Source organism: Xanthomonas sp. NCPPB 1062 (assembly GCF_041481705.2).
Classification (GTDB): Bacteria; Pseudomonadota; Gammaproteobacteria; order Xanthomonadales; family Xanthomonadaceae; genus Xanthomonas; species Xanthomonas euvesicatoria.
The window spans coordinates 4,044,243-4,068,095 of the sequence record NZ_CM192987.1 but is presented as its reverse complement, the minus strand read 5'-3'; the positions used below and the strand labels follow the sequence as shown (position 1 = coordinate 4,068,095).

The window sequence follows — 23,853 nt, the reverse complement described above, 5'->3', positions numbered from 1 at the left end:
ACAAGAAGGGGCACCGATCCATCGATCGGTGCCCCTTCTGTGTTTGTGTTGCGCGACGATCAACCGACGCTGCGCGCCTGGCTGCGTTGTTGCTCTTGCTGGTCTTGAGCCTGCGTCTGCGTCTGCGCTTCCTGCCGCACAGCATTGCTGCTCTGCTCCAGCGGCCGTTCCGCAGCGGTTGCCTTGTCGGTGTAGATCCGCTGATGCGCCGGGTCGGTTGGCTGACCCTGCACGGCAAACAGTCCGTTGCCGTCCTTGCTTTGCGCCACCATGTCGATGCGTTGCATGCCGCTGACCTTGGCTTCGAAGGTCATGTGGCCGGCCGCATTTGCCAACTGCTGCCGATTGGCGAAGGCATTCGGACCGAGCTGCTCCAGCTTGTTGACGGCCTGATTGAACAGCGGGTGGTCGGGATTGGTTTTCTCCGAGAGCAAGGGCGTCTTTTCCGCCTGCTTCAACGCAGCCTGCGTATCGCGGCCAACCACGCCATCGTCCTGCAGCCCATGCGCACGCTGGAATGCCTTGACCGCCTCGCTGGTCCGTTGGCCATAGGCGCCGTCAGCCTTGAGTTCGTTACCGCCTGCGTCCTTGTAACCCAGTTGCTGCAGCGTCTGCTGCAATGTGCGCACTTCTGCGCCACGCGCATTTTCGCGCAGGACACCCGGCGCATCAGCGGCGGCGTGTGCCTGGCTGGGTTTGTGCTCGGTCGCTGCGTGAGATTGCTGCTTGTTCTGGCTGCGCTCCTGCAGCAGGTCGCGCGCCTCAGACAGCGGGTCGCTCGCATACAGCTTGACGCCCTTGGCGTGCTTGCGCTCGAGGTAGGAATCCAGCGAACTGAGCTCGACACCCTCGCCGCCACGGGATTGGCTGATCTTGAGCTGGCCATCCTTGGGGTCACGCACCACCATCGTGATGTGGTCGATGCCCTTGTAGCGCCCCTTGTCCCAACTCTGCGGGCCATTGTCCTCGCCGATGATCATGCCTTCCTTGAGGGTCTGGGCAGTCACATCCTTGCCTTGGATCAGCACGCCGGAGCGCAGCTCGGCCTTGCGCAGCAGTTCGGATGCACTGTCGAAACCCGGACTGAACTTTTCGTCCTTGGTGAAGATGGCCTTGCCGGCGCCCTTGTTGATCTCGTCCATGGTCGCGTTCTGCATCTCGACCACCCAGCCAGAACAATCGACCCTGCCTTTGTCGGGATCTTTCGCGCCCAGGCCGTATTTGACGTGATCGTATTTGTTGGTGAGGTCATAGGCTGCGTGAAGCGCAATGCCTTGCGCTGCGGGTTTTTCCGGCTGGGCAGGCGCAGAGTGCGCTGGCGCAGCGTGCGAGGGTGCCTGCTGCGTGGTCGAAATCGGCTCGATGCCTTTTTCAGGAATCCGGATACGGTCCATCTTCGTATCCCAGTACTGCACGAAGGTCTGTGCCATGTCCTTGTCGGACATGCGCCGGAACGTCGCCGAATCGACGCCGGTCAGGGACTTCAGCTCTTTCTCGCCGACATTGTTGAGAATGTTGGCGCGTGTGCTTTCCAGGCCAAAAGATCCCGTGGCGATCGCGGTCTGCAAAGAGCGATAGCCACCGGCGCCTTGCTGATGGGCCAGATACATATCCAGGCCATCGGGCTCGGGCTTGCCCGAAAGGTACGGCCGCCCATCGCGTTCGTGCCGATTGACCAGGCTCGTCCGGTTGTCCAGATACAGCCGCGCTGCTGCGTCGGTATTGGCCACCGCGTCCAGCTCGCGTCCGGCAATGCCGTACTGCTGGGCAGTTGGCGGCGTGAACTGGAATAGTCCTTTCGCACCGCCGGGGCCGCGACTGGCCAACTCGTCGAAGGCGCCGCCAGTCTCTACGTGGGCAAAACGCAGGAAGTCGTCACGCGGAATATTCCGCTCGGCCGCTTCGCGTTCGATGATGTCGAGCACTTGGGCTCGTGAGTAGTTCGTCGGCATCGCTCAAGGTCCTTGATTGAGTGCTGCAGCCACGCGGCTGCAGCGGTACGCCGCCCGAACCAATTCCTTTGGTCCTGTATCAAGGAGTCGGCAAATACGATTTGCTGGCGGCATCGTAGCGGTATTCAACCGTCGCGTCACCCCCGCTCGTCGGGGGAACGGCAGAGACCGTTACCCGCAATGCGGGCAGTCCTGGCTGCTTCACGAACGCAAGCGTGCTGGTGTTCTTGACGCAGGCAATCTTGCCGGGCGCATCTTCGCCACAGTTGGCGCTGTTGTCCTCACCCGCCGGAATGTTGCCGATATAGGTCCAATGCTTGTCGTTGACGTTATCGGTTTCTTTCGGGTTGAACACGAGTGCGTCGTAGGAAAGGATGCGCACGCCCGACTGCAGGCTCCACGTCGGCACGGCCAGCACCAGCCTGCCGTCATCGGTGACAAAGGTCTGTGGTTGACGCGTCGTGTCGACGGTGTTGCCCTGCTCCATGCCGCCGAATTCGCCGATGTAAGGCTCTGCGCCAAGCAGCTTCCATGGAGACTTGCTCCCCGGTTCGCTGGCCACAAACGTGGCGTGAGCAAGCGTCACCTTGGTACCAGGGGCAGCATCGTGATTCTCGCGCTCGGCGCCATAGAGCTCGGGCGTTTCCCAGGCGAAGCCGGTGTAATACCGCGTACCGCCGAGTTCGAATTGAAAGCCGTACCAATAATTGATCCAGCTGCCATTGGCGACCTCGTAGGAGGTTGCGCCATCGCCGTCCACGTTGCTGATGAAATACAACACGCTGTCGGTCCGCGGCGGCTGCAATTGCTGGGTCGATCCCTGGGTTGCGTCCTGCATGGGAGGTGCATCCTTTTCTGACGGTTTTGGAGGAGTGCCGGCCGCGGCTGCGGCGGTCTTCGGAGCGGTGGCGTCCGGTGTCGCCTGTGTGCAGGCGGCGATCGTTGCTAGCGCAAGGACAAGTGAAATCTTCCTGACGAGCATTGGGGTGCATCCATTGCGGAGGGCGGCGAAAGTCTACTCCAGCCCGCCGTTGTGTCCAGTCGTTGCACCGGGCCTGGCGGCTCCCGCACGTCGTTGCGGCGCGGGGCTTCCACGTCGCGGATGCGCTGCGTTCGGCCTGTGCATCCGCTGACGCGCCAGCTTGCCGCTGAGCGGCGGACTTACGCCAAGGGCGTATTGGAAATGATCTCCACCCAGTAACCGTCCGGGTCCTTGATGAAGGCCAGGTGCTTCATGCGGCCGTCTTCCAGGCGTTTCTGATACGGCACGTTGAGGCTGTCGAAGCGTGCGCAGGCAGCATGGATGTCCGGCACCGAGATACAGATATGGCCGAAGCCGCGTGGGTCGCTGTTGCCGTCGTGATAGACCGGGCCATCCTGGGTTTCGGTGCCATGGTTGTGGGTGAGTTCGAGCACGCCGGGGATGCCGGCCATCCACAGGCGACGCTGCGCGTCGTCATCGGGAATGGCCGTGCCTTCGGGCAGCAGCGCGAGAAAATACAGGCTGAATTTTGCGTCGGCAAAATCGCGTGCGTCGAGCAGGCGGAAGCCCAGGACACGGGTATAGAAATCCAGCGACTGTGTTGCGTCCTTGACGCGCAGCATGGTGTGGTTGAACACGAAGCCGTGCGTGTCGGCGGGCGCGGCATTGGCGCCTGGCACGTGTTGCAGATCGTTCAAAGGCATGGCGGTCTCCTGGTGTGGATTGCGGGTGGGGGGTGTTGCGCGAAGGGGGATGGTAGCCAGGGCAGGGTTGTCGGCGTGTCATGGCGAAAGGGCAGCGGTTCGAATGCGCTGGCGTTGGAGGAGAGGGCCAACTGCATCTGCCCGTGCACGATGCCATCGCCTCAAAACCACACGCGCACACCGGCAACAAAGCGGCTGTCGCGTGCGGGGGCATCGTCCATCGCGGCGCGTTGTGCGCTATCGCCGAAGCTGCGGCTGTGCACCCAGCCGATGTACGGCGCGAAGCGGCGGGTAATCTCGTAGCGCAGGCGCAAGCCAAGTTCCACCGCTTCCAGACCGCTGCCAATGCCGCGGCGGTTGTCGTCGGTAAGCGCGATGTCGGCTTCCGCACGCGGCTGCAGGATCAGACGGTTGGTCAGCAGTACCTCGTATTCGCCTTCCAGCCGCAGCGCCGCGCGGCTGCCAGTGCCCACATACAGCGTGGCTTCGGTTTCGAACTTGTAGGGCGCCAGGCCTTGCACGCCGAAAGCGGCCCAGCTGCGATGTTCGCCTGCGCCGATGTCCTGGCGCGCGCCGATGAGTACATCCCACCATGGCGAAATGGCATGGCCATAGAACGCCTCCAGCGAGGCAGGTTCGGTGCGCCCGTCGTGCCGTTCGCCCTCGCTGCGCAGCCAGAGCCGGTCGATGTCGCCGCCGATCCATGCGCGCGATTCCCAGGCCTGGCCGCTACCGCGATGCGTGTTGGACGCTTCAAGCCGATCGAGCAGGACATAGTGGTTGATACCTGCCGAGTGCATCGTATGCGTGTGCAATGGTGCGAATGCGGCGGCGATGTCGTCCGCCGTGGGTGGGGGAATGGGGTCGCGAGGGAGTGGGTGACTGCGTGTCTCTGCGGGTGATGCAGGAGTTTGTGCAGCGTGTGTGGGCTGCGTGTGGTGCATCTTGGAGTGATCCATCGACGCGTGATCCATCGCATGGTGCATGGATGCATCGCCCATGGATCCATCCTTCATCGATTCATTGTCCATGGCGCCGGTGCCCGTGGCAGCGTGCGCCATGTGGGCGTCGTCCATGTGTGCGGCCTGAGATGAGGCAGGGGTCGTCTGCATGCCATCGGTCACTTGCATCGCATGGTCCTGCATGTCCTGCGGTGCGTCCTCCAGCGCATCGTGCTGATGCTCCTGCGCAACCGCAGATGCGCTCGCCAGGAACGCAGCAGCCAACCAGGCCTGTGTGCGAAAGCGACTCATGCCTCCACCCGCACTTCGCGCATCATCCCTGCTTCCATGTGGTACAGCAGATGACAGTGATAGGCCCAGCGGCCGAGCGCATCGGCACGCACGCGGTAGGTGCGGCGGGTGCCCGGCGGCATGTCGATGGTGTGCTTGCGTACCTGGAAGTTGCCGTGTGCATCTTCCAGGTCGCTCCACATGCCATGCAGGTGAATCGGGTGCTGCATCATGGTGTCGTTGACCAGCACGATACGCAGCCGCTCGCCGTATTGCAGACGCAAGGGTTGCGCGGAAGCGAACGCGATGCCATCGAAGGACCAGGCGAATTTTTCCATATGCCCGGTCAGATGCAGCTCGATGTCGCGCCCGGGTTCGCGCCCATCCGGATCCTCGAACACGCTATGCAGATCGGCGTAGCACAGCACGCGGCGGCCGTTGTCGCGCAGGCCCACGCCGGGGTCGTCCAGGCGCGGTGCGGTGGCATTGCTGCGCATGTCGATCAGCGGGTTGCCGGTTTCGCTGGCGGGATGATGCGGCGCCTTGTCGTGTGCCTGGGCATCGTCGTGCGAGTGCATGGTGTGCGTCCCATGCGCCGCCAACATCCCGGGCGCGCCGTGCATTGCGGGTAGCGCGTGGTGCATCCCATCGCCATGTCCCATGTCCTGCATGGTCAGGATGGCGCGCCGATCCAGTGCGGGAATCGGCGCCTGCAAGCCGTGTTGCACTGCCAGCGTGCCACAGGCAAAGCCGGTGCGGCCCATGTCCTGCGCGAATAACGTAAACGCATCCTGGCCGAGCGGTTCGACGATCACGTCGAAGGTCTCGGCCGCGGCGATGCGCAGTTCGTCCACGCTGACCGGATGCACGTACTGCCCGTCGGCGGCCACCACGGTCATGCGCAGGCCGGGAATACGGATGTCGAAGTAGGTCATCGACGAGCCGTTGATGAAACGCAGCAACACCTTTTCGCCTGGCTTGAACAACCCGGTCCAGTTGCCGGCCGGCGCCACGCCGTTGAGCAGGTAGGTGTAGGTGTTGGCGTTGACGTCGGACAGGTCGGTCGGGGTCATGCGCATGCGCCCCCACATGCCGCGGTCGGCCAGCGTGGCGCGCAGGCCGTCGTCGCGCGCATCGCGCAGGAAATCGACGACCGTGCGCTGCGCGTAATTGTCGTGGCTGGGCATCTGCTTGAGCCGGCGGAACAGGGCGGCCGGGTCCAGGTCGGTCCAGTCCGAGAGCAGCACCACATGCTCGCGATCGTGCCGGTACGGCGGCGGTGTCAGCGGATCGATGACGATGGCGCCATACAGGCCGGCCTGTTCCTGAAACATCGAATGGCTGTGATACCAGTAGGTGCCGGACTGGCGCAGCGTGAAGCGGTAGTGGTACTCCTGGCCCGGCGCGATGCCGTCGAAACTCATCCCCGGCACGCCGTCCATGTTGGCCGGCAGCAACAGGCCATGCCAATGCACCGAGGTGGGTTGGTCGGTCAGCGCGTTACGCACGCGCACGCCCACCGTGTCGCCCTCGCGCCAGCGCAGGGTAGGCGCCGGCAGGCTCTGGTTGACCGTGATTGCGGAGCGGGTGTGTCCGGTGAAGTTCACCGGCAGGCGGCCGATCTGCAGCGACTGGCTGCTTCCGCGTAGCACCGGCGTGGTGGCCTGGGCGGCGGCGCGCGCGTCGTAGCGCCACAGGCCGCCGGCTGCGGCGACGCCGCCCAGGGCCAGGCCCTGGACGAAGCGGCGCCGGCTCAGACCGCTGGCGGTTGAGCCGTGGGAAAACGGGGGATCGAAAGACATGACATCTCCTGCGCGCTCCATCGGCAAGATGGAGCGCAGCGCAAAACTGAGGAAACCCGCGCAAGCACGCGCGGGGCCGAGGACGGCCAAGGCAGGGCCGTCGGCGCTCAGGCGATGGGAGGTCGTACCGGTTGGTCGGGCAGCGGGCTGCTGCGCCCCTCGGTCAGGGTGTCCGGCACCGCCGGGTGGCCGAGCAGGCCGGCGGCTACGGCAGGCAAGGTCAACAAGGCGAGGCTGGCGTGCTGCAGGCAATCGCAGCTGCCCAGCTTGCAGCAGTCGGGCGCGTGCGCACGCGTGGCCTTGTCGTGCCACTGCATGGCTGTCGGCGTAGGCATCGCGTCATGGCACGGCACGGCTGCCGGTGACTCGCTCTGGGTCGCGGCGGTGCCTCCCGCCATGGTCACGGCGGGCATCGCGCCCGACGCCATTGCCGGCATGGCCATGCCCACCGACGCCCACGCGCCGGTTGCCGTATTGGCAACCAGGCTCAGGCACAGCAGCAGGCGGAGCAGGCGATGCAGCACAGGTAGTCGCGGCAGTGACAGGTGCAGCGAGCATAGCATCGGCCCCCAGCTGTCCGCCCGATGCGCTGGGTGCGTAAGCGGGCAGGTGGGGGCGGTAGAATTGAGGCTACTTTCGCAGCCAAGTCCTGCCATGTCGCAGCGCCAGTGGGTGGCCGCCGCCATCCGGAAGATCGAGGCCGATTTCAATCGTTCGGCCGACACCCACCTGATTCCGATGGAACTGCCGGGCTATCCGGGCATCGACCTGTACTTCAAGGACGAGTCCAGCCATCCGACCGGCAGCCTCAAGCACCGCCTGGCGCGCTCGCTGTTCCTGTACGCGCTTACCAATGGCTGGCTGCGCGCCGGGCGCCCGGTGATCGAGGCGTCCAGTGGCTCCACGGCCATTTCCGAAGCGTATTTCGCGCGTTTGCTCGGCGTGCCCTTCATCGCGGTGATGCCCGCCTCGACCTCGCCGGAGAAGATCGCCGCGATTCAATTCCAGGGCGGCCGCTGCCACCTGGTCGAACGCGCCTGCGACCTGGACAGCGCCTCGCACCAGCTCGCACGCGAGACCGGCGGGCACTTCATGGACCAGTTCACCTATGCCGAGCGTGCCACCGACTGGCGCGCCAACAACAACATCGCCGAATCGATCTTCAAGCAACTGGCCGAAGAGCCGCACCCGATCCCGGACTGGATCGTCTGCAGCCCCGGCACCGGCGGTACCAGCGCCACCCTGGGCCGCTACGTGCGCTATCGGCGCCATGCCACCCGCATCCTGTGCGCCGACCCGGAAGTGTCGGTGTTCTTCGACGGCTATTGCCGCGCAGTGGACGGCCAATGCCCCAAGGAGCTGGCCATCACCGGCGGTTCGCGCATCGAAGGCATCGGCCGCCCGCGGGTGGAATCGAGCTTCATTGCCAGCTGCGTGGATGTGATGATCAAGGTGCCCGATGCGCTGAGCCTGGCGGCCATGCGCCACGTCAGCGCCACGCTGGGCCGCCGCGTGGGCGGCTCCACCGGCACCAACTTCGTCGGCGTGCTGCAGGCTGCCCGGCGCATGCGCGACGAAGGCCGGCAGGGCTCCATCGTCACCATCCTGTGCGATGCCGGCGAACGATACGCGCACAGTTATTACGACCCGGCCTGGTACCAGGCGCGCGCGATCGATGTCAGCGACAGCGATACAGCCATTGCGCTGGCCGTGAACGGCGGCGATTTGCCTGCCTTGCCTTGTGCGGCGCTGGAATGACCGCCATATCCGGGACGTAGGCATCAAGGCGCTGCGCTCACCGCCACGCCCGTGCGATCGGTGTCCGCAGTCGGCGGGTCCAGGCGCGCACCGTGCCCTCGGTGCCGTGCTCACCTGCTGACGGTTGCGTGCCACGTTTGCCGATCCTTGAATCCACTCATCCAGTCCATTGCCGGAGCGCTCCATGACCAACCCGCTGCTCGATCTGTCCGGACTGCCGTCCTTCGATGCGATCGGCCCCGAACACGTGGGCCCGGCGATCGACCAATTGCTCGCCGAGGCCGAGGCGGCGGTGAAGGCAGCCGAGCAGGTCAGCCCGGTGCGCTGGGACAGCTTCGTCACGCCGCTGGACGATGCCACCGAGCGGCTATGGCGTGCGTGGGGGCAGGTGGGGCACCTGCAGGCGGTGGTCAACACGCCCGAGCTGCGCGAGGCCTATAACAGCAACCTGCCCAAGGTGAGCCGCTTCGGCAGCGCGCTGGCGCAGAATCTGGCGCTGTATGCGCAATACAAGGCGCTGGCGCAATCGCCGGAAGCCGCACACTTCGATGAGGCGCGTCGCAAGGTGCTGGAAAATGCGCTACGCGAGTTCCGCTTGGGCGGTGCAGAACTCGATGATGCCTCCAAGGCGCGGTTCGCACAGATCCAGGAAGAACTCTCGGCGTTGGCAGCCAAGTTCTCGCAGAACGTACTCGACGCCACCGATGCGTGGTCGTACGTGACCGAAGACCAGACCCAGCTGTCGGGCCTGCCGGCAGAAGTGATCGCCGCCGCACGCGCCGCCGCCGAAAAGGACGGCGTGCCGGGCTGGAAATTCACCTTGCAGATGCCGTGCTATCTGCCGGTGCAGAGCGATGCCGACAGCCGCGACCTGCGCGCGCGGCTGTATCGCGCCAATGCCGAGCGCGCGTCCGAATTCGGCGATGCCACGCTGGACAACAGCGCCAACATCGATCGCATCCTGGCCCTGCGCGCCGAGTTGGCGCAGCTGCTCGGCTTTGCCAGTTACGCCGACTATTCGGTTGCCACCAAGATGGCGCAGAGCCCCGACGAGGTGATGGGCTTCCTGCGCGATCTGGCCGCGCGCGCCAAGCCGCATGCACAGCGCGACCGCGCCGAGCTGGAAGCCTTTGCGCGCGACGAGTTGGGTCTGGATGAACTGCAGGCCTGGGACCTGGCCTACGCCTCGGAAAAACTCAAGCAGGCGCGTTACAGCTTTTCCGAGCAGGAGGTGAAGCAGTACTTCACCGAACCGAAGGTACTGGCCGGCCTGTTCGATGTGATCCACAGCCTGTACGGGCTCACCGTCAAACCCGACAGCGCGCCGGTGTGGCACCCGGACGTGCGGTTCTACCGGTTGGAAGATGCGCAAGGCACCCTGGTTGGCCAGTTCTATCTGGACTTGTACGCGCGCGAAGGCAAACGCGGCGGCGCGTGGATGGACGATTGCCGCAATCGCCGCAACACCGCCAACGGCGTGCAGACGCCGCTGGTGTATCTGGTGTGCAACTTCGGGCGCGGCAGCGGCGATGCACCGGCCACCTTCCGCCACGGCGAAGTCACCACGCTGTTCCATGAAATGGGCCACGGCCTGCATCAGTTGCTCACGCGGATTGGCGAGCTGGGCGTGGCCGGCATCAATGGCGTGGAGTGGGACGCGGTAGAGCTGCCCAGCCAGTTCATGGAAAACTTCTGCTGGGAGTGGGAGCGCATGCAGGCGATGACCGCGCACGTGCAGACCGGCGAACCGCTGCCGCGGAACCTGTTCGATCGCCTGCTGGCGGCGCGCAATTTCCAGAGCGGCATGTTCACCGTGCGTCAGCTGGAATTCGCCTTGTTCGACATGCAACTGCACAGCACCTACGACCCGTCGCAGGACAGCGTGCTGCAATTGATCGAGCGCGTGCGCGACGAAGTGGCGGTCAATCGGCCGCCGGCATGGAATCGCTTCCCGCATCAGTTCAGCCATATTTTTGCAGGTGGCTATGCGGCCGGCTATTACAGCTACAAGTGGGCCGAAGTGCTCAGCGCCGATGCCTATGCCGCATTCGAAGAGGCGCCCGACCAACTGGAGCAGACCGGCGCACGGTTCCGCGCCGAGGTGCTTGCGCGTGGCGGCAGTCGTCCGGCGGCGGAGAACTTCCGCGCGTTCCGCGGTCGGGCCCCGACCATCGATGCGCTGCTACGGCATAACGGCATGGCGGGCTGACGGCGCCGATGGCGCAGTCGTCATCTGCTACCGTCGCCACGGCGTTCGCATTGCATTGAGGTGAGCTGTCCTATAACCGCGACCTGGCGCCTCTTCGGGGGCGAAGCATGCGGCGGGATAGGGCACAAGGAGAGCGCAATGCAGCGACGTTTTTCATGGAGTGCGCTATGGCTGATGGCCGCGGCCCTGCCGGTTTGGGCGCAGCACACCGGCCACGCCAACAGTCTGGTTGGCCTGCGCGCCGGACCTTCCGAAGAGTACCGGCGCGTGGGCGAAGTTCAGCCCGGCGGTACGCTGCAGGTCTATGGCTGTCTCGACAGCGGCGCTTGGTGCGATGTGCGTTCACCGGAGGCACGTGGCTGGCTTCCTGCGGCCTCGATCGTGCTCGCTCACGGCGCCTTGAATCAGGTGGTGCCGAAGCTGACGTTTTCGCTGGATGCCTACTGGGACACGCATTATCGCGGCCGCGAATGGACCGTCGAGAGCGAGCGCGCCTACTGGCGCGATCACACTCCAGGGGACTCGCTGCCACTAGAGCTGCTGGCACCTGGCGAGGGCGTGACGGCGGACGGAGTACAGTCCCTGGCAAGGCGCGCCAAGGCCGAAACACGCGCAGAAACCGAGCGCACCCAGCGCGAGCGGGCCGTGATCGACCGGGCTGCGCTGAATCGGATAGATGCCGACAGGCGGGACGACAAGATACATCGATGCGAACGCTCGGGAAGTCAGGACAGTACCGTGCAGAGCTGTATCTCCCAGGCACGCAGCGATTACGAGCAATCGGTTCGGCAACGGTGCGAAAATTCACGCAACCAGGATGACGCGCTACCGCGTTGCATCGATTAGGCACGCATCGAGTGCGACAAATCGCCTCGGCAATGGAAATTGGTGGCCGTCACGATTGCCAGCCGACCGCTCGTCGAACCGAGCCCGGCGTGTACTAGGGGATACGCGCGGCTGGTCCCCGGGCCGGCACCAGCGGCGCAAGCGTGCGCTTGCTACGGCAGGCCTGACGCTTCGGCTGAGTGCCTGCAAGACCCTGGCAGCATTGCGTGATCTAGGCGCGCGTTGCCGCATCGCAGGCGAGCCACCGCAGCGTGATCGCGGCGGTGGCGCCAGTGGTTACACCCGGCCGAAGACCAGTGCCGCGTTGGTGCCACCGAAGCCGAAACTGTTGGACATCACCGTGTTCAAGGTCGCGTCCTGTGTCTGCCGCAGGATAGGAAAGCCTTCGGCACGCGGGTCGAGTTCGTCGATATGCGCCGAGCCGGCCATGAAGCCATCGCGCAGCATCAGCAGGCTGTAGATCGCCTCGTGCACGCTGGCCGCGCCCAGCGAGTGCCCGGAGAGCCCCTTGGTCGAAGACAGCGGCGGCACGTTGTCGCCGAATACCTCGCGCACCGCGCCCAGTTCGGTGACATCGCCCAACGGCGTGGACGTGCCATGCGTGTTGAGGTAATCGATCGGGCGCTGCAAGCCCTGCATGGCCATGTGCATGCAGCGCACGGCGCCTTCGCCGCTGGGCGCGACCATGTCGGCACCGTCGGAGGTCACGCCATATCCGAGCAGTTCGGCATGGATGCGTGCGCCACGCGCGATGGCGTGGTCGTAGTCTTCCAGCACCAGCATGCCGCCGCCGCTGCCGATGACGAAGCCATCGCGCTGCGCATCGTATGGGCGCGAGGCCACGGCAGGGCGATCGTTGAAGCCGGTGGACAGCGCGCCCATCGCATCGAACATGACGCTCATGGTCCAGTGCAGTTCTTCGCCGCCACCGGCGAACATCACGTCCTGCGCGCCATGCCGGATCAGATCTGCCGCCGCACCGATGCAATGCGCAGACGTCGCGCACGCGGCCGACAGCGAGTAGCTCAGCCCGCGTATTTTGAACGCGGTGGCCAGCGATGCGGACACCGACGAACACATCGTGCGCGGCACCATGTATGGGCCTACTTTGCGCACGCCACGGTTGCGCAGCAGGTCGGCGGTTTCCACCTGCCATTGGCTGGAGCCGCCACCGGAGCCGGCAATCACACCGGTGCGCAGGCCGCTGACCTGCTCGGCATCCAGGCCCGCATCGGCGATCGCATCGCGCATTGCCAGGTATGCGTAGGCCGAGGCATCGCCCATGAAGCGTTTGAGCTTGCGGTCGATCAGGCTGTCCAAATCCAGCGCCACCGCACCGCCGACCTGGCTCCGCAGGCCTGCTTCGGCGTGATCGGGCAGCGCGGTGATACCGGAGCGGCTCTCGCGCAGTGCGCTGGAGACGGTGTCCAGATCGTTGCCCAGGCATGAGGTGATGCCCATTCCGGTAATGACGACGCGACGCATCAGAAATTCTCCGTTGAAGTGAACATGCCCACACGCAGATCCTTGGCGGTGTAGATCTCGCGCCCATCCACCAGCATGCGTGCATCGGTCTGCGCCATCACCAGCTTGCGGTTGATGACGCGGCTGACATCGACCTCGTAGCGCACCAGCTTGGCGCTGGGCAGCACCTGGCCGGTGAACTTGACCTCGCCGCAGCCCAACGCGCGGCCACGGCCCGGCGCGCCGATCCAGGTGAGGAAAAAGCCGGTCAGTTGCCACATCGCATCCAGGCCCAGGCAGCCTGGCATCACCGGGTCGCCGATGAAGTGGCAGCCGAAGAACCACAGGTCCGGGCGGATATCCAGTTCGGCACGAATCAGCCCCTTGCCATGTGCACCGCCGGCGTCGCTGATCTCGGTGATGCGGTCGAACATCAGCATCGGATCGTTGGGCAGACGGCCGCTGTCGGGCGCAAACAATTCCCCACGCGCGCTGGCCAGCAATTGGTCGCGCGAGTACGTACTTTGACGAGTCATGACGAACGTGTCCTGCAAGGAGCGAGAGGCGAGGCGGGGAAGGGTGCATGAGGTCGCGCGGTTCAATCAAACGTTTTATCCGTACGCATGCGTGCTGTTTTCCGCTGAGTGCCCAGTGCGCAGATGCACTGTTGCAGGCGAAGTCACGGTGCTCGGGACCGCCGTCGGCACATGCGTGGCAGGCCTGCATGGTTGGCCGTGCAGGCGCTGTCGTCGGATGCGTTACCTTTGCTATTGAGGACGCGCTCGTGTTCGCTTTGCCAATCCGTGGCGATGTCTCTCGACGCAAGGGGTGAGACGGCGCTGGCTTATCATGGGCGCAGACCTGCGACAGAGAACCCCGCTTGATGCGCAAGATCGTGCACGTGGACATGGATGCGTTCTACGCGTCCGTGGAGCAGCGTGACGACCCGGGCCTGCGCGGCAAGCCGGTAGTGGTGGCCTGGCGCGGCGCGCGCTCGGTGGTGTGCGCGGCCTCCTACGAAGCGCGGACCTTCGGTATTCGCTCGGCGATGCCGGCCGTGCGTGCCGAGCGCCTGTGCCCGGACGCGATCTTCGTGCCGCCGGATTTTGCGCGCTACAAGGCGGTGTCGCGGCAAGTACGCGAGATTTTCCATCGTCATACCGACTTGGTGGAGCCGTTGTCGCTGGACGAGGCCTATCTGGACGTCACGCACGCCAAAACCGGCATGCAGTTGGCCACCGAGGTTGCGCAGTTGATCCGTACGCAGATCCGCGAGGAAACCCAGCTCACCGCATCGGCCGGCATCGCGCCGAACAAGTTCCTGGCCAAGATTGCGTCGGATTGGCGCAAGCCCGATGGCCAGTTCGTGATTGCGCCCAGCCGCGTGGATGCATTTTTGCTGCCGCTCAAGGTCAATCGCATTCCCGGCGTAGGCAAGGTAATGGATGGCAAGTTGGCGGCGCTGGGCATCGTCACCGTGGCCGATCTGCGCCAGCGGCCATTGGAAGAACTGCAGGCGCATTTCGGCAGTTTCGGTCAGAGCCTGTATCGCCGCGCGCGCGGCATCGACGAGCGCCCGGTCGAGCCGGATCAGGAAGTGCAATCGGTCTCCTCGGAAGACACCTTCAGCGAAGATCTGGCGCTTGATGCACTGGACCCGCACATCCTGCGGCTGGCCGAAAAGACCTGGCTCGCCACGCGCCGCACCGAACGCATCGGGCGCACGGTCGTGCTGAAATTGAAGACCTCGAATTTTCGCATCCTGACGCGCTCCTACACGCCCGAGCAGCCGCCTACCTCGCAGGAGGCATTGGCGCAGATTGCCCTGGCATTGACCCGCCGCGTGGAGCTGCCCACGCAGACGCGCTATCGCCTGGTCGGTGTGGGCTTGAGCGGTTTCAGCGATGTCGAAGATGGCGCCGTGCAGGGGCAGTTGTTCGGCCAGATGCCGCCGTTGGAGTGAGCGGCCCGTGCTGCATCGCGTCTCGCATGCGGCGATGACTGCATCTAACGCAGGTGGCGAGCAATCCACGGTGCTTGGCAGTGACACGCGCTGAATCTTGCACTGCGTACACTGCGGCTCTCCCACGCACGAGGCCGTCCGAATGTTTCCGTATCCGCTGGTGATCTTCGACCTGGATGGCACGCTGGTGGACAGCGCACCCAATATCGCCGAGGCTCTCAACAGTACCTTGCAGGAGTTGGGGCTACAGCAGTTCAGCCAAGCCACGATCCGCAGCTGGATCGGCGAAGGCGTCAAGGTATTGCTTGCCACCGCATTGCGCGAAGCCGGCAGCACGCGCGATGCCGATGCCGAAATGCCGGTGATGATGCGCCATTACGAGGCGAGCCTGCTGCACGACCCGCAGTTGTACCCGGGCGTTGCCGAGGCGCTGGCCGGCCTGCGCGATGCGGGCGCCACGCTGGCATTGTGCACCAACAAACCTGCGCGTTTTATCGCGCCGTTGCTGGAGCATCTGGGTATCGCCGCGCATTTCAGCCGTGTGCTCGGGGGCGATTCGTTGCCGCAGCGCAAGCCTGACCCGGCACCGCTGCTGCAGCTTGCCAGTCACTTTCAACGCAGCCCGCAACAGTGTTTGATGGTTGGCGATTCGGCCACCGATGCCGCCGCCGCAAACGCCGCGAACATGCCGCTGGCGATGGTGCGTTACGGCTACCTGCGCGGTTTCGATGTGCAACGCGCCGGTGCCGTGACCATCGTCGACGACATGCGTGAACTGCTCGCGTTGCGCTGACCTACGCGCGCACCACGGATCGACCGATGCGGCAGCGTGCGTTACGGCCGCAGGCGCAAGCTCGGGCGTCTGCGCTGAAGCGGGAGATTGTGCAACAGCTACCTGTGCCGCTGAGCAGCCAGCACCCAAGACACGGTGGTGAGCCATGCATGCCGACCGGTGCGTGTCGTCGCAGGACCTTGCGCTTCAGGCTCTGAAACGAGCCATGCGTAGTGCGACGCGAGGCTGCATGCATGAGCGCGCGCATGGGCCAGCTGCATCGATCAGCCGATTGCCGGGGCGCTGCCGGCCGATTCAATCCTCGCCTGCTCGCTCTGCATCCGCAGCGTCGTAAAGGTCGGTTGCCGTAGCCGCGTCGCCGTGCGTATCGTCGTTGTCGGCGCGCGCATAGTGCACGGTTTCCACCGGCCCGCCGACGGCACGCCCGCGCACCGGCAGCAGCGCGCTGGCCGCTTCGTATTCGGCGAGCAAGGCATGCCGGCGCGCTTCGGGCACGTCCTGCCAATGGCAATCGGCCAACGCGCCTTCCAACGAATACAGCAGGTTGAGGCTGGGCTTGAAGCCCGCGCGGCGCACCTTGACGAATGCGCCCACCGCACCCACCGCTTGCAGGTCCTGCTGCGTGCGCAGCCCGACCTGGCGCAGCCATGCCGCGCTTTTGGGCCCGATGTTGCGCATCCGCTCGGTGGTCACGCCAGCGCGTCTACGAAGAGTTGCGCAATGGCTTCCAGGCCACGTTGATCGTCGGCATCGAAGCGGTCCAGCTCCGGGCTATCCAGGTCCAGCACGCCGATCAGCGCATCGCCTTTGACCAGTGGAATCACCAGCTCCGAGCGCGATGCCGAATCGCAGGCAATATGCCCGGGGAACGCGTCCACATCGGCAATGCGCTGGCTCTGCCGGGTACTGGCAGCCGCACCGCACACGCCTTTGTCCAGCGGGATGCGCACGCACGCCGGCAGGCCCTGGAACGGCCCCACCACCAGCTCGCGGCCGTCGTAGAAGTAGAAGCCGGCCCAGTTGAGCGACGGCAACGAATGGAAGATCAGCGCGGCCAGATTGGCGGCATTGGCGATCCGGTCCGGCTCGCCGTGCACCAGTGCCTGGGCCTGGGCGGTGAGCTGGGCATATTGTTCCGGCTTGCTGCCGGTCAGCGAAGAGGTGGCGAACATCGGCAAAGTTTAGCAGTGGCCGTCTTGCAGCGTGGTTGCGATCGGGCAAGGAACGCGCAGGAGCTTTCCAGCACTGAATCGCGATCATTGGCCGAGGCAGCCAGCGGCGCGCACAGGGGCAACGTGGCCTCGCAGGCAAACGACACCAACCGTCCTCAGCCGCACGTGCAGTGCGCACGCTATGCTGCGCGCCCTCACGGCAATGGCGGCGCGGCCGCAGGATCAGGCGTATGCAGCATCCAGCTTTTTATGTCACCGGCACCGATACCGGCATCGGCAAGACCATGGGCAGCACCGCGCTGTTGCACGCCTTGCGCGCACGCGGCCATCGCGCCGTCGGCATGAAGCCGGTGGCCAGCGGCTGCGAGCACACGCCGCAGGGTTGGCGTAACGAAGACGCGCTGGCGCTGCAGGCGGCCAGCGATCCGCAGCCGGACTACGCCACGCTCAATCCCTACGCCTTGCCGGCGCCGCTGGCACCGGAACTGGCGGCGGCCGATGTCGGCGTAACGCTGGCGCTGGAGCCCATCGCACACGCGTTCGCGCAATTGCGCACGCAGGCCGAGGTGGTGGTGGTGGAAGGGGTGGGCGGGTGGGCCGCGCCGCTGAGCGCGACCCTGGACCAAGCCGATCTGGTGCGCGCCTTGCAGCTGCCGGTGGTGCTGGTGGTCGGCGTGCGGCTGGGCTGCATCAACCACGCGCGGCTCACTGCTGCGGCCATCGCCGCCGATGGGCTGCAGTGCATCGGGTGGATCGCCAATGAAATCGATCCGCAGATGGAGCGCATCGAAGAGAACATCGGCATGCTGCGCCAGCGCCTGGCGATGCCGTGCTGGGGCCGGATCCCGTGGCGACCGGGCGCCGACGCTGCCGCCCAGGCACACGGGCTGCAATTGCCGCGCTAGCTGGCACGGCGCGCTCGCGCGGGCAATAAAAAAGCCCGACAGAGGGAGGGATCTGTCGGGCCGGATTGCACGGGGGGAGGGACCCATGCAAAGACGCTGAATTTATTGGCGCTTACTTACGCCGGGTCTTGCCTGATGCGCCGGCCTGGTCGCTGCCGTTTTCGAACTGCTGCTTGGCAAACTGCCCAAGCTCGCTGGACATCTTCAATCCCAGCCCGACCACTTCCTGATTGACCGAGGCCAGGCGTTCCAGGTTGTCGCGCGCAACCTGCAAGCCTTTCGGCCAGAGCGTCTGGTAGGCGCCCAGATCGCGCGCCTGCGCGAACTCGCCGAAGAAGCTGCTGGTCGCGTTGACGTTGCGTTCCAACGTCTCCAAGGCCAACTGGTTGGCACGTGCTGCGACAGACGCGAACTGACTGGTGAAGCTGTTTTCGAACTGCGCCGACATTGCGAACCCCTTGGGGAAAGCCGTGACCGTTTGTTGCGTTGCAACATACGCCGATGTTGCTGCAACGCAACACGTTTCCTGAAGATTTTCCAAACGTGCGTAGAAGCGCTTTAAGATCAACAGCTTAGGCGGCCGCTCAAATGAGAAAAGCCGCCAGCTGGCGGCTTCAGGTCACCCCACTGCGCTGCCGCTTAGCCGCGATAGCGACAGCCGGAGGTGCAGGTCTCGTGCACCACGATCTCGCTCAGCTGCGGCAGCGCCGGCTTGAGCTGCTGCCAGATCCAGATCGCCAGGCGTTCGCTGGTGGGGTTTTCCAACCCTTCGATGTCGTTGAGGTAATGGTGGTCCAGGCGGTCGTAGATCGGCTGGAAGGCCGCCTTGATGTCACCGAAATCCATGATCCAGCCGGTCTCGGCGCCGGGTTCGCCGCTGACATGCAGCTCGACGCGAAACGAATGGCCGTGCAGGCGCGCGCATTTATGCCCAGGCGGCACGTTGGGAAGCCGGTGCGCGGCTTCCAGGGTGAAGACCTTGAAGATGTCCATGATGGTGGTTCGGCAAGCAGGAAGAGGGAGGGATGCGTGACTGCACAGGGCAGGATCCCGCAAGAGACCGGGCAGGCCGGGACGGACAGAACAAGGGCCGCATCGCGGCCCTTGTTCTTAGCGCATGCCCAGCGCTCAGGCGCCGCGGTTGGCCGGACGGCCATTGCCGCCACGTCCACCATCGCGACGGCCTGCGCCCGCGCCAGCGTTGGCCTGACGCGGCCCGCCGCTGCGCTGGCCACCCGGCTTCTTCGGGCCGGCATGCGCATGCGCCTGACGCGGTGCATCGCCATGTGGACGACGGGCGTGGCTCTTGCGCGGCGCGCGCTCGCCACCCGGCTGCTCGGCGCGACCCGGCGCGCTGTTGCCCCAACGGATCGGGGTCTGCGGCTCGTAGCCCGGCACGTCGCGGATTTCCACGTCGCGGCCCAGCATGCGCACGATCTGGCGCAGCAGCTTGGCTTCGTCCTGCGCCACCAGCGAAATCGCCTCGCCGGTGGAGCCGTTACGGCCGGTGCGGCCGATGCGGTGCACGTAGTCCTCGGCCACCATCGGCAGGTCGTAGTTGATGACCTTCGGCAGCTGGTCGATATCGATCCCGCGCGCGGCGATATCGGTGGCCACCAGCACGGTCACCCGGCCTGCCTTGAAGTCGCTCAGCGCGCGCATGCGCTGACCCTGGCTCTTGTTGCCATGGATCGCCGCGGTCTTGATGCCGGACTTCTCCAGGAACAGCGCCAGCTTGTCGCTGCCGTGCTTGGTGCGCGCGAACACCAGGGTCTGCTCGCGGCTGTCCTGCGCCAGCAGGTGCAGCAACAGATCGCGCTTGCGGGCGCCATCGACCGGGTGCACGCGGTGGGTGATGCTCTCGGCCACGGTGTTGCTCGGGGTGACCTGGATCTGCATCGGGTTGCGCATGAACTCCAGCGCCAACTGCTTGATGTTCTCTTCGAAGGTGGCCGAGAACAGCAGCGTCTGACGGTCCTGGCGCGGCAGCTTGGTCAGGATGCGCTTGATCGACGGCAGGAAGCCCATGTCGAGCATGCGATCGGCTTCGTCCAGGATCAGTACTTCGATACCGGACAGGTCCACGCTGCGACGTTCGATATGGTCGATCAGGCGGCCCGGGCAGGCGATCAGCAGGTCCACGCCACGACGCAGCGCATCGAGCTGGTTGCCCATGCCCACGCCGCCATAGATCACCGCGCTGGGGATGCGCAGGTACTTGCTGTAGCCGCGCAGGCTGTCGTGCACCTGGGTGGCCAGTTCGCGGGTGGGGGTCAGAATCAGCGCGCGCGGCTTGCGCGGGCCGTTGACGGTCTGCGGCGCGGTGCCCAGGTGCTGCAGCAGCGGCAGGCCGAAGGCAGCGGTCTTGCCGGTGCCGGTCTGCGCGCCGGCCAGCAGGTCGTGACCGGCCAGCACCAAGGGGATCGCCTGCTGCTGGATCGGGGTGGGGGTTTCGTAGCCCTGCTCGGCCAACGCGCGCAGCAGGAAGGGCGCAAGGCCCAGGGATTCAAAAGACATCAGGAAGCTCCAAGTAAAGCGTCGCCGCCAAGCCAAGCCCGGAGCGCAAACGCATTGCAGATGCAAGAAGGTGAGGCTCGGAGCGTTCCCGTGAACCGCGCTGCGAGATGGTGGATCAACCCGATCAAGGAGCGATGGGTTTGTCGGCACCACGAAAGGCGTCGGGTGGGGCGGGCGAGCGGATCGATCGATCCTGGCCTCGCCGGCTGTCCCTAAGGGAAACGGACGGCCGCATGCAGACCCGGCAAGTGTACTCGCGTTTGGCGCGCTGCACAAAATCGCGGTTTCGCGGTTGTGGTCACGGTCAGTTGTTTCAGGTGCAACCAGTAGTGCGGCAGGCCGTACAATCGTCCGATCAGCCACAGCACAGGATGGTCATGAAGCTAGGTTCCCTGAAAGAAGGCGGTCGCGACGGCAGCCTGATCGTGGTTTCACGCGACCTGCGCACCGCCGTGCGCGCCACCGGCATCGCGCCCACGCTGCAGCGCGCGCTGGAGGACTGGAGCAATGTGGCGCCGCGCCTGAATGCCTTGTCGGCCTCGCTCAACGATGGCAGCGCCGACGGCGTGTTCGATCTGGATGTGCAGGCCTTGGCCGCCCCCTTGCCGCGCGCCTACGAGTTCGTCGACGGCAGTGCCTACCTGCCGCATGTGGAGCGGGTGCGCCGCGCACGCAATGCCGAAGTGCCGGAAAGCTTCTACACCGACCCGCTGATGTACCAGGCCACCAGCGCCGGCTTCTATGGCCCGCGCGATGCCATCAAGGTGATCAGCGAGGACTACGGCATCGACCTGGAGGCGGAGATTGTGGTCATCACCGACGACGTGCCGATGGGCGCCTCGCCCGAGCAGGCGGCCGCGCATATCCAGTTGGTGGGCCTGGTCAACGATGTCTCGCTGCGCAACCTGATTCCGGCCGAGCTCGCCAAGGGCTTTGGTTTCGTGCAATCCAAGCCGCGTTCGGCGCTGTCGCCGGTGTTCGTCACCCCCGACGAGCTGGACGATGCCTGGCGCGACAACAAGGTGCATCTTCCGCTGGTCACGCACGTCAACGGCGCCTGGTTCGGCGCGCCCGAAGCCGGCAACGACATGCAGTTCGACTTCGCCCAACTGATCGCCCACGCCGCCAAGACCCGTCCGCTGTCGGCCGGCACCATCGTGGGCTCGGGCACCATCGCCAACCAGGACACCGCCTTGGGCGCCTCGTGTTTTGCCGAGCAACGCGTGGTCGAGACGCTGCGCGACGGCAAGCCCAGCACGCCGTTCATGGCGTTCGGGGACATGGTGCGGATCGAGATGTTCGATGCCAGTGGCGCCAGCATCTTCGGTGCGATCGAACAGCGCGTCGAGCGGCAGCCGCTGCCATGACCTGCGGCGCAGCGACGACAGGCGGTCGCGTATGAGCGCGGCCCTGGAGCTGTTTTCGTACTGGCGCTCCAGCGCGGCGTATCGCGTGCGCATCGGTCTTGGGCTGAAGGTGCTGGATTACATCGCCCGCCCGGTGCATCTGGTGCGCGATGGGGGCGAGCAGCACGCGCCGGCCTATGCGCAACTCAATCCGCAGGAACTGGTGCCGACGTTGCGGCATGGCGATGTGGTGATCGCACAGTCGCTGGCGATTCTGGAGTATCTGGAAGAGACATTCGCGGACACCACGGCGTTGCTGCCGGGCGCGCCTGCCGAACGCGCACGGGTGCGCGCACTTGCGCAGCTCATCGCCTGCGATGTGCACCCGCTCAACAACCTGCGCGTCATGCAGGTGCTGGAGCGCGAGTTTGCGCTGGAGGGCGCACAACGCCAGCAGTGGACACGGCGCTGGATGGAGCGGGGCTTTGCGGCACTGGAAACGCAGCTGGCGCGCGATGCGCAGACCGGGCGCTTCTGCCACGGCGATGCACCGGGCCTGGCCGATTGCGTGCTGATCCCGCAGCTCTACAACGCGCACCGGTTCGAGGTCGATCTGGCGCCGTATCCGACCCTGCGGCGCATCGAGCAGGCCTGCCTGCAGTTACCGGCCTTCGACGCGGCGCGCCCGGAGATGCAGGCCGACGCGGTGGGCTGAGGGCAGGCTGTTACAGCCCTCATCCGCCCTTCGGGACCTTCTTCCGTGCCACGGGAGAAGGGCAGGCAATCACCCGGTTCGGGCAGTCGGCGTCACGCCAGGCGAATAGGAATGCAAGTTTGAGAGCTTCGGCACCGGCACCTGAAAGCACCGTGCGAGCGCCGATCTCGTCCTTCTCCCGCAAGCGGGAGAAGGTGGCGCGCAGCGCCGGATGAGGGCGCCGGTTGCATCGGCATCGCGAATGCGGAGCACGTCGCAGAGTTCGCTCTTAACCACCAGGATCCAGCGGCCCCCCGGTGCCGCAAGATCACCGATCGTCGCCGCCAAACCGATTAGATGAACCCGTGACTGATCTTCGGTGCCGCGGCCGCTTCGTAATCCGCATACGGGTCGTGCTCGCCGGAGCCGCCCTCGGAGAGACGGAACTTCAGCGCCAGGCCGTCGCGCGAGTCGGCCGCGCGCAGTGCTTCTTCCTGCTCGATTTCGCCCGACTTCACCATCCGGAACAGGCATTGGTCGAAGGTCTGCATGCCTTCTTCCAGCGACTCTTCCATCGCTGCCTTGACCTCGTGCACCTGGCCGCGCCGTAGCAGGTCGCGGATCATCGGGGTATTGAGCAACACCTCGGTGGCGGGGCGGCGGCGCCCGTCCACGCCCTTGACCAGGCGCTGGGAGACCACTGCGCGCAGATTCAGCGCCAGGTTCATCAGCACGTTCTTGTGCGCGCTTTCCGGGAAGAAATTGAGGATGCGCTCGATGGTCTGGTCGGCGTTGTTGGAGTGCAGCGTGGCCAGGCACAGGTGGCCGGTTTCGGCGAAGGCGATCGCCGCCTCCATGGTTTCGGCGTCCAGGATCTCGCCGATCAGGATCACGTCCGGCGCCTCGCGCATGGCGTTCTTCAGCGCGCTCTGGAAGGCGTGCGTGTCCAGGCCCACCTCGCGCTGGTTCACGATCGACATCTTGTGCTTGTGCAGGTATTCGATCGGGTCCTCGATGGTGAGGATGTGCCCGGTGGTGGTGCTGTTGCGGTGGTCGATCATCGACGCCAGCGAGGTCGACTTGCCCGAACCGGTCGAACCCACCACCAGCACCAGCCCGCGCGGGGTCATGATGACGTCCTTGAGCACCTGCGGCAGGTTGAGCTCTTCGATGCTGGGAATCCGGCTGCGAATGGCGCGAATCACCATGCCCACCTCGCCGCGCTGCTTGAAAACGTTCACGCGGAAACGGCCGGCATCGGGCAGGGCGATGGCCATGTTGAGCTCGAGCTCGCGTTCGAACTGCGGCACCTGGCCTTCGTCCATCAACGAGTAGGCGATTTTCTTGACCATTCCCGGCGGCAACCCCGTATTGCCGAGCGGGTAAAGCTTGCCCTCGATCTTGATGTACACCGGCGCGCCGGTGGTCAAGAACATGTCCGAGGCATTCTTTTCGGTCATCAGCTTCAGGAAGTAGCCGATATCCATGCGCAATGGTTCCCCAACAAACAGCAG

Annotated in this window: 22 protein-coding genes; 8 read left to right on the top strand and 14 right to left on the bottom strand. The window is 65.3% G+C overall.

All coding sequences use genetic code 11. The features are described 5' to 3' along the window. Positions 1-59: 59 nt before the first annotated feature. From ACCQ16_RS17365 to ACCQ16_RS17340, 6 genes are all read right to left on the bottom strand, one after another. Positions 60-1,925, bottom strand: a complete 1,866-nt coding sequence (locus ACCQ16_RS17365) for an XVIPCD domain-containing protein (protein ID WP_277573242.1) — start codon at positions 1,923-1,925, stop codon at positions 60-62. Positions 1,926-2,031: 106 nt separating this feature from the next. After that, positions 2,032-2,790 (bottom strand): hypothetical protein, encoded by a 759-nt coding sequence (locus ACCQ16_RS17360; RefSeq protein WP_008571024.1) that lies wholly within the window; start codon positions 2,788-2,790, stop codon positions 2,032-2,034. Between the two features lie 323 nt (positions 2,791-3,113). Further along, on the bottom strand, positions 3,114-3,638 hold the full coding sequence (gene gloA / locus ACCQ16_RS17355; protein WP_005914729.1) for a lactoylglutathione lyase: 525 nt from the start codon (positions 3,636-3,638) through the stop codon (positions 3,114-3,116). A gap of 161 nt (positions 3,639-3,799) precedes the next feature. Beyond that, positions 3,800-4,891, bottom strand: coding sequence for a copper resistance protein B (locus ACCQ16_RS17350; RefSeq protein WP_277573199.1), 1,092 nt, complete (start codon positions 4,889-4,891; stop codon positions 3,800-3,802). Next, the gene (locus ACCQ16_RS17345; RefSeq protein ID WP_014091111.1) at positions 4,888-6,693 is read right to left on the bottom strand and encodes a copper resistance system multicopper oxidase; all 1,806 of its coding nucleotides are present in this window, start codon (positions 6,691-6,693) and stop codon (positions 4,888-4,890) included. The genes ACCQ16_RS17350 and ACCQ16_RS17345 overlap by 4 nt, the downstream gene beginning before the upstream one ends. 86 nt (positions 6,694-6,779) lie before the next feature. Next, positions 6,780-7,235 (bottom strand): CopL family metal-binding regulatory protein, encoded by a 456-nt coding sequence (locus tag ACCQ16_RS17340; RefSeq protein WP_029820320.1) that lies wholly within the window; start codon positions 7,233-7,235, stop codon positions 6,780-6,782. A 91-nt stretch (positions 7,236-7,326) separates the two neighbouring features. Between ACCQ16_RS17340 and ACCQ16_RS17335 the strand changes: the two genes are divergently transcribed. The 3 genes from ACCQ16_RS17335 to ACCQ16_RS17325 all read left to right on the top strand — a co-directional run bounded on the left by ACCQ16_RS17335 (position 7,327) and on the right by ACCQ16_RS17325 (position 11,485). Further along, the gene (locus tag ACCQ16_RS17335; RefSeq protein WP_005914733.1) at positions 7,327-8,430 is read left to right on the top strand and encodes a PLP-dependent cysteine synthase family protein; all 1,104 of its coding nucleotides are present in this window, start codon (positions 7,327-7,329) and stop codon (positions 8,428-8,430) included. Positions 8,431-8,614: 184 nt separating this feature from the next. Next, positions 8,615-10,639, top strand: coding sequence for a M3 family metallopeptidase (locus ACCQ16_RS17330; protein ID WP_372380043.1), 2,025 nt, complete (start codon positions 8,615-8,617; stop codon positions 10,637-10,639). A gap of 138 nt (positions 10,640-10,777) precedes the next feature. Then, positions 10,778-11,485: an SH3 domain-containing protein gene (locus ACCQ16_RS17325; protein WP_277573197.1), complete on the top strand. Its 708-nt coding sequence runs from the start codon at positions 10,778-10,780 to the stop codon at positions 11,483-11,485. A gap of 276 nt (positions 11,486-11,761) precedes the next feature. On the opposite strand, the gene fabB is transcribed toward ACCQ16_RS17325, so the two are convergent. Beyond that, positions 11,762-12,970, bottom strand: coding sequence for a beta-ketoacyl-ACP synthase I (gene fabB, locus ACCQ16_RS17320; RefSeq protein WP_031424959.1), 1,209 nt, complete (start codon positions 12,968-12,970; stop codon positions 11,762-11,764). Further along, the gene (fabA, locus tag ACCQ16_RS17315) at positions 12,970-13,485 is read right to left on the bottom strand and encodes a 3-hydroxyacyl-[acyl-carrier-protein] dehydratase FabA (protein ID WP_033478375.1); all 516 of its coding nucleotides are present in this window, start codon (positions 13,483-13,485) and stop codon (positions 12,970-12,972) included. The genes fabB and fabA overlap by 1 nt, the downstream gene beginning before the upstream one ends. A gap of 347 nt (positions 13,486-13,832) precedes the next feature. Here fabA and dinB point away from each other — a divergent pair, with 347 nt between their 5' ends. Further along, positions 13,833-14,912: a DNA polymerase IV gene (gene dinB / locus ACCQ16_RS17310; protein ID WP_008571016.1), complete on the top strand. Its 1,080-nt coding sequence runs from the start codon at positions 13,833-13,835 to the stop codon at positions 14,910-14,912. Positions 14,913-15,054: 142 nt separating this feature from the next. Then, positions 15,055-15,705: a phosphoglycolate phosphatase gene (gene gph / locus ACCQ16_RS17305; protein WP_277573196.1), complete on the top strand. Its 651-nt coding sequence runs from the start codon at positions 15,055-15,057 to the stop codon at positions 15,703-15,705. Positions 15,706-15,999: 294 nt separating this feature from the next. Here gph and ACCQ16_RS17300 read toward each other — a convergent pair whose 3' ends face one another. Both ACCQ16_RS17300 and msrC read right to left on the bottom strand, forming a co-directional pair. Next, positions 16,000-16,398: a TfoX/Sxy family protein gene (locus ACCQ16_RS17300; RefSeq protein ID WP_031424957.1), complete on the bottom strand. Its 399-nt coding sequence runs from the start codon at positions 16,396-16,398 to the stop codon at positions 16,000-16,002. Further along, complete coding sequence (gene msrC / locus ACCQ16_RS17295; RefSeq protein WP_005920832.1) at positions 16,395-16,877, bottom strand: free L-methionine (R)-S-oxide reductase MsrC; 483 nt, start codon at positions 16,875-16,877, stop codon at positions 16,395-16,397. Before msrC ends, ACCQ16_RS17300 begins: the two co-directional genes overlap by 4 nt. Before the next feature lie 230 nt (positions 16,878-17,107). Here msrC and bioD point away from each other — a divergent pair, with 230 nt between their 5' ends. Then, positions 17,108-17,782, top strand: a complete 675-nt coding sequence (gene bioD, locus ACCQ16_RS17290) for a dethiobiotin synthase (RefSeq protein ID WP_127166848.1) — start codon at positions 17,108-17,110, stop codon at positions 17,780-17,782. Between the two features lie 112 nt (positions 17,783-17,894). On the opposite strand, the gene ACCQ16_RS17285 is transcribed toward bioD, so the two are convergent. The 3 genes from ACCQ16_RS17285 to ACCQ16_RS17275 form a co-directional block, all read right to left on the bottom strand. Beyond that, positions 17,895-18,230: a phasin family protein gene (locus tag ACCQ16_RS17285; RefSeq protein ID WP_008576902.1), complete on the bottom strand. Its 336-nt coding sequence runs from the start codon at positions 18,228-18,230 to the stop codon at positions 17,895-17,897. Positions 18,231-18,421: 191 nt separating this feature from the next. After that, a complete protein-coding gene (gene queD / locus ACCQ16_RS17280; protein WP_008576903.1) occupies positions 18,422-18,775 on the bottom strand; it encodes a 6-carboxytetrahydropterin synthase QueD in 354 nt (117 codons plus the stop codon). A gap of 135 nt (positions 18,776-18,910) precedes the next feature. After that, positions 18,911-20,299: a DEAD/DEAH box helicase gene (locus ACCQ16_RS17275; protein WP_008576904.1), complete on the bottom strand. Its 1,389-nt coding sequence runs from the start codon at positions 20,297-20,299 to the stop codon at positions 18,911-18,913. A gap of 308 nt (positions 20,300-20,607) precedes the next feature. Here ACCQ16_RS17275 and ACCQ16_RS17270 point away from each other — a divergent pair, with 308 nt between their 5' ends. Both ACCQ16_RS17270 and maiA read left to right on the top strand, forming a co-directional pair. Then, complete coding sequence (locus tag ACCQ16_RS17270) at positions 20,608-21,666, top strand: fumarylacetoacetate hydrolase family protein (protein ID WP_029820312.1); 1,059 nt, start codon at positions 20,608-20,610, stop codon at positions 21,664-21,666. A 31-nt stretch (positions 21,667-21,697) separates the two neighbouring features. Next, positions 21,698-22,360, top strand: coding sequence for a maleylacetoacetate isomerase (maiA, locus tag ACCQ16_RS17265; protein WP_277573195.1), 663 nt, complete (start codon positions 21,698-21,700; stop codon positions 22,358-22,360). A gap of 332 nt (positions 22,361-22,692) precedes the next feature. Here the strand turns inward: maiA and ACCQ16_RS17260 are convergent, their stop codons facing one another. Next, positions 22,693-23,826: a PilT/PilU family type 4a pilus ATPase gene (locus ACCQ16_RS17260; protein WP_008576907.1), complete on the bottom strand. Its 1,134-nt coding sequence runs from the start codon at positions 23,824-23,826 to the stop codon at positions 22,693-22,695. Between the last annotated feature and the right edge of the window lie 27 nt (positions 23,827-23,853).